We start from the raw sequence: 6,082 nt of genomic DNA on the forward strand, positions 1-6,082 counted from the left end.
CGCTTTGCTTTATGGGGCTTTATGGGCCGGGTGCTAGCGAGCGTTCGCTTCCCCCAGCCGTGGGTTGAGGGAGAGGATACGGGTCTTGCTGACCCGGTGGCGATAGATCTCCCGCAGATAGAGCAGCGCCTTTTTCACCGATTCACGACTGAGGCGAATATCGTTGATGGAGACGAACTTCTCTTTCTCGCGGATAAGCTCCCGATATTTCTTCTCATACATGGGCTTGATGGCGTACCAGTTGGTATCGAGGATCTTGGCCGGGTTCTCGAACTCGTTGAGCATGCTGTCGAGCAGCGCATCGTTCCACTCCTCATTGCAGATCATCTCGATCACCGCCTTGTCCAGATGCTCATCGAAGCGATAGTGATCCTTGGCAAAGCAGCGCTTGATAAAGGCCACGATCAGGGTCAGGAAGTCATCGCTCAGGCAGGGGCTCTTGACGATCAGGGTGGTGAGGGAGATGTTGGCCGACGCCCCGATGACCAGCGCATACCGCTTGAGGGTGGTATTGGGGAAGAGCCCGTTGAGGTGAGACTTGAGCCGGTTGAGATCCATATAGGAGAGCTTGTACTCCTTGGGCAGGGAGATGATCGACACCACGGAGGAGCAGTTCTTGAAGAAGTGCAGCTCGTTGAGGTGGGCCGGGTCATGGCCGCTTTTCACATAGTCGTCCAGATACTCCCGATAGTTGCCCGCCTCGATGGGCAGCAGACTGATCCCCTCGATGGCCTGGGTCATCTTGTTGAAGTGGGGCAGCTCGATGGAACGGGTGAAGAGATCGTCCACATTGAGCCCATCCTCCTTGTCAAACAGGCCGCCGGGGGGTGAGATGGACTCGGCATACGCCACCGCCACCGGCCCCGCCAGACTCATAAAGAGGTCGTTGGCATCGAGCCGAATGGTCTCGCTAATATCGATGCCCGCCCGGCGAAAGTAGTTCTCGTCGTAGTCTGTGGTGACGGCCTGAGCGGTGAGAATGTTGAAGATCTGCTGGGAGATGTACTGGTTGGCGTACTTCTCCATGGTGTTGACATCAACATGCTGGATCTCGCCATCGTCGCTCTCTTCGGCGTAGCGCATGATGTCGTTGGAGATCAGCATCATGGCATTCCAGGGCCTGATCCGCTTGAGCATGCTGGCATCGCATGCCTGCTCGTTGTCGAAGTGATAGGAGAAGTCCCACTCCTCGGCCAGATACTTGCACAGCAAACGCCCCGCGTTGATGTGCAGCGCTTCCGAGATCTCGATACCCCGATCACAGATATTGGGCAGGATGCAGATGCCGCTGGTGAAGATGGGATCGAACATAAAGTGCTCCCCGAGGGAGAGGTGCTCCTCCTCTTCTGACGGGGGCGAAAAGGTCTTGCTCATGTAGGAGTACTGCTGGGCCAGCCCGAACTCGGAGGCCATGCCGGAGCCGGTGCCGCCCCCGGCACTGAAGATGTAGAAATAGAGGCGGGACTGGTTGGCCTTGATGCCGCAGGAGTCAACCAGATAGGTATGAATGGCCTGCCACTCGGAGTTGGCGAAGTAGTGGGGGCTCTTGTTGAGGATGATCTTGGCCAGATACTGGCCAAGGATGGGGGCGTTACCCGCGCCTCCCGCGTGGATCTCCGACAAGTCCATCACCCGCATCTTGGCGTAGTCACGCAAGGAGCCACCTTCGCCGCTGCGATTGGAGTGGCGGATGCGGCCATCGATGTCCTTGTCCAGATCCCCCAGCATCACCATGGGCTCGATCAGAAAGACCGGTCGAGCCCCGTTGTTTGGCAGCCGCAGATTGCGCCGGATCCAGCTCACCGGGCCAAACTCCTTCTCCCGCTTTCGTTGCTCTTCACTATTGAACTCATTGAGATAAAAGCTGCGGGCGTTGTAGACCAGCGAGGCCACATCCTGCGCGATGTTGGAGCCGCAGCGTCCCAGCCCCACCAGACAGACGGACGGAAAGTTGTGGGGTACGGTGGCGCCCGTTTCACTCTCTCCGATGGCGGCCGGAAATACCGCGTGGCGCAGCTGTTCCAGATTGGCAAGAATGCGGGCCAGATCCCCTTCGGTGTAGTAGAGGTAACGGTTGCCTGCGTCCTGCTCATCATCCGTGTTGATAGGTAGCAGATCGATATGCTCGGTCATGAAAAAAGATCCCTCTTGGCGGCGAATGTATATAAATCAGCAGCTTTGCACTGCCCGGTAACTCTAGATGATAAAAAGCGGGGGCGCGGTGAGAGGAGGGCGAGAGTTGTGACTGTGTGATCATGGGCACAGCAACACCCCGGAAATCTGCCGCTACTCCTCAACGGACGGATGGGGCAACGGCGCCCATTCTCCTGAAAATGGGGAGTACCACACTCAACAACGTGTTGACCGCGTACCGGATTATCCCGCTCTGAGCGGTCTGTTTCCCTTGCGCTGGCGTGGTGGAACAAACACGAAAAAGAATTTTTAGATTGGTTTTGGCATTTCCAATCGATTATTTGATTGGGCAGTAACGGCATTAGCGGTGTCAGATTAGGGGAGCAGGTTGGCCAACGCGCCGTCAGCCAGTCTTTACGCGGTCACACAAGGAGACACTCTGATGGAAACACTTGACCAGAAAATCGACACCATGCGAGAAGCATTTATGCAGCAGGAGCGCAAACAGGCCCACGACAAGTGGCAAGCCAGGGTCGAGGAGCTGCTACAGATACGGGGTGAGGAGAGACAACCGGAGGAGCAGGAAGAGTAGTGCTCGCTCCCGGGCGAAAGTTGAGGTAGCGAACGCTTCGTATCGGCTACCCGTTATCTACCACCGATAAAAAAACCACCGACCTTTTGCAGGTCGGTGGTTTTTTTATGGATTGCGGCTGATTGGTTGCCCTGACTTCCGGGCCGAGCAATGGTGTCACATCCAGGGGCGTAGGGACGCGACTACTTCGAATCGGTGACGGGCTCTTCGGAGAGCAACTCGTTGACGAATCCAACTGTTAAATGAATATTCGACTCCATCTTGTCGCCGTCCACCGCGTTCGCTTTCCACGATTCGGGGGCTTCGGGGTGTGGCCCGGAAACGGCCACCTTGCCTTTGCCGTATGAGCTGATCAGCGCGGCAATATGATGGTTTTGAAAATGGGCGATGCCCTTGACCTGCTCGGGGCTTGGCACCAGCGTAAATTGCGGGCCGGCCTGGTAATACATCTGGCGCTCTTCACCAAGCCAGCTGATCGGGAAGATCCTGGCGCTAAAGTCGCCGTCATAATCATCGGATGTGGCAGGAACAAGGCCCAGCGCCGGCACAAAGCCCTCTTCTTCAGACCAGCCGGTGGATGCCACAAAGGCACCCCCACAGATCCCGAGGTAGCGGCCGCCGTTCTGCAAATAGGTTTTTAACGCCGAACGAGCGTCTGCGGTGAAGGCGTTGAGCAGCGGCTCAACATCGTCCTCAGTGCCGCCAACGATAAACACCCTGGCATTATCGAGCTCTGCAGGCAGCGCCTCGATATTGGAGAGATACCTGACTGGCAAGCCCACCTGCCTGACCACATCCGCAATCGCTCTGGTGCTATCCCCATCAGATACCGGCCCGTTATAGATCAGCGCATACGGCTCTTGCTGCGGCTGCGCAGAGGCGGCCTCAGCCATGCATCCTGTCATTAACCAAAGGCTGATAACGCTTGCAATCCGCACGACGCTTTTTGATACATTCATCGCTGCCACTGTCCCTGTGATGTGAATCGAAGAGACTACTTATCACGATCCCGTTCTGCATGTCAGCCGCTGTTAAATGAACATTTCAAGTTAACGCGCCAACGCTGATTGGGCCTGCGTTTAGCAAACAGCGAGCCAATACAGTGGGCGCACTTCACCTTCACTTCACCGAGCGGGGGTAGGGTAGGCTCACGTTTTCAGTTGGAGCTTCATTCTATGCCCACCATCGTCACCCACGCCGCCGTCCCTCTCTGCCTTGGGCTCGGGCTTGGCAGCCGGATTATCCCGCCCCGCCTGCTGCTGGCTGGGGTTGCCATCGCCATGCTACCTGATGCCGATGTGCTCGCCTTCAAACTGGGGGTCGCCTACGGCCATGTCTTTGGCCACCGCGGCTTTACCCACTCACTGCTGTTTGCCTTTGCCCTGCCCACGCTGGCCATGCTGTTTCACCGCCAATTTCGGGCCAGCGCCGCCACTGTCTGGTCGTTTCTGCTGGTCTCTCTGCTCTCCCACAGCCTGCTCGATTCCCTCACCACCGGTGGCAAGGGGGTTGGCTGGCTCTGGCCGTGGCGTGACGAGCGCTTCTTCGCCCCCTGGCAGGTGATCCGGGTCGCCCCCTTCAAGCTGGAGGCCTATCTCACTGCCCGAGGTGAAGCGGTGATCCTCTCCGAGCTCTACTGGGTTTGGTTGCCGGGGGTTGTATTGATGCTGATATTGATGGGGTGGCGGGAGTGGAGAAAGGAGAGGTAGTGGTGGGGAGGGAAATTGTTATTGGATAAATTGTGGCTGAGTAACAAATCAGACCCAGGACACCCATCTCTTTGATTCTGGCTATGTGGCGTCTTGCTCAGAAAGGTGGGTGTCCTGATATTGTGCTAATTTATTGCTTTATAGACCGATGTTTATCCTACGAATATAAAAATAACCTAATGGGCCGGCTTTAGCCGCCTACAGTGAGCTGAACGAACAATTTGATCGCATGGTTAGATTTAAGATATGTCAATGTTACTGCAAACAAAAAGGCTATTTAGGTGCCTTGTTAGCTCTGGATATCGCACAGTGTTATCTTCTATGAGAATTATTAGGTATCTGAGGAACAATGCAATGTGGCCATATTTACCTGGGGCCGGTACTACTAGGCGCACAGGCAGCTCGGTTCCATCTGGTTCTATTGGGTACATCCATGGTCTATTGTTACCATCTTTATATGTACATGTCCCGTTTCTTATAGCGCAAATTAAATTCACCCTATGTCGTGGTAGCGAGTCTGCCCAAGATTTCTTGATGCGTCCCGACAATATCTCATTACTGCAGGTGAATTCCTCGCAAACAATAAATGTAACAACTTGGTCCCGGAGATAATCTTTTGGGGCATAATCTCTGTCTGTACTTGGACGGCATAGGGCAATTTCTGCGTCAGTTATAGCCTCTCGCATGAGTTTTATATTGGCTAGTTTTTCTAGCGCATCATCAAGAACCGTACCGTCGACTTTTGATTTTATTTCACCTACGGCAATTACAGATTCTATAGGAAAGAATCTCTGCTCTTCAGGTGTGTGGAAGTAAGGAGTATAGCTCTTGTGGTAAATTATTAGGTCGCACTGGTGACTTATTTCATCATTCTGACCGATTACATATCCTTGAGCGACACCATATATGTTTGGAAGAAAGTTTTTTAGAAGTTCTCTAACGCAGGCCTCCCGAAGCATTCCAAATTCGCCGTTGTGGATAAGCCTCTTTTCCTTATCGTTATAAAATACGGTTCTTGATGTGTCTAAAAATCCTTTTGAGAATGACTCAAGCTGTGATTCTAAAAGGGTGGCGATGATGTTTTGCATTATGAGACCGAATATCTAAGGGTTATTAGATGGAAGGTGGTATAAGTCCAATAATATAGTTTTTTATATAACACCATACTATTTTGATAATTACTGCGGAAAGCATATTTTAAATAATAATCTTTACCATCTCGTATGTTAGGCTAAAAATCGTAGGTTGGTGCTGAACGAAGTGAAGCCCAACGTTTACCGAAAATATACCTGTAAATCTGTTTTACGGATCTGCTACATCCTTGTTTATCCCGATCTGGGTGGAATAATGATGCTCGCAGATTGGGCTTCGCAACGCTCTGAGCCAACCTACAAAAAACCACGCTACCGCCCCTGAGTTTCAGCCCCCAGTCCGCTGCTTTTCACCCGTGAGATAGCAATAATTGCTTCCATGACACTCTCCCGAGAGATGGATTGTCGTTTGGCTATTTTAAGGGGCCGGATTGAGACATGGAAAGAGGAAGGTGATAGAAATCTAAGCTGGTTCAATCAATTAGGGAAAACTGTTGTTTAAGTGAGCAGTCGGATTAGCAGAGAGTGCGGAAATACCCTCACCCCAGCCCTCTCCC

5 protein-coding genes are annotated in these 6,082 nt (G+C 53.2%); 2 read left to right on the forward strand and 3 right to left on the reverse strand.

What is annotated here, in order from left to right:
• Positions 1 to 33: 33 nt before the first annotated feature.
• The gene (locus AB5Y85_RS00995) at positions 34 to 2,133 is read right to left on the reverse strand and encodes a hypothetical protein (RefSeq protein ID WP_058057745.1); all 2,100 of its coding nucleotides are present in this window, start codon (positions 2,131 to 2,133) and stop codon (positions 34 to 36) included.
• Between the two features lie 442 nt (positions 2,134 to 2,575).
• On the opposite strand from AB5Y85_RS00995, the gene AB5Y85_RS01000 reads away from it, so the two are divergent.
• Positions 2,576 to 2,725 (forward strand): hypothetical protein, encoded by a 150-nt coding sequence (locus AB5Y85_RS01000; protein WP_005338159.1) that lies wholly within the window; start codon positions 2,576 to 2,578, stop codon positions 2,723 to 2,725.
• A 182-nt stretch (positions 2,726 to 2,907) separates the two neighbouring features.
• Here AB5Y85_RS01000 and AB5Y85_RS01005 read toward each other — a convergent pair whose 3' ends face one another.
• Positions 2,908 to 3,684, reverse strand: coding sequence for a BPL-N domain-containing protein (locus AB5Y85_RS01005; protein WP_257687843.1), 777 nt, complete (start codon positions 3,682 to 3,684; stop codon positions 2,908 to 2,910).
• 216 nt (positions 3,685 to 3,900) lie between these two features.
• Here AB5Y85_RS01005 and AB5Y85_RS01010 point away from each other — a divergent pair, with 216 nt between their 5' ends.
• The gene (locus tag AB5Y85_RS01010) at positions 3,901 to 4,434 is read left to right on the forward strand and encodes a metal-dependent hydrolase (protein ID WP_257687842.1); all 534 of its coding nucleotides are present in this window, start codon (positions 3,901 to 3,903) and stop codon (positions 4,432 to 4,434) included.
• A gap of 239 nt (positions 4,435 to 4,673) precedes the next feature.
• Here AB5Y85_RS01010 and AB5Y85_RS01015 read toward each other — a convergent pair whose 3' ends face one another.
• A complete protein-coding gene (locus tag AB5Y85_RS01015; RefSeq protein ID WP_257687841.1) occupies positions 4,674 to 5,522 on the reverse strand; it encodes a DUF6602 domain-containing protein in 849 nt (282 codons plus the stop codon).
• Positions 5,523 to 6,082: the final 560 nt, after the last annotated feature.

This window comes from Aeromonas sp. R3-1 (genome assembly GCF_040908345.1).
Lineage (GTDB): Bacteria > Pseudomonadota > Gammaproteobacteria > Enterobacterales > Aeromonadaceae > Aeromonas > Aeromonas veronii.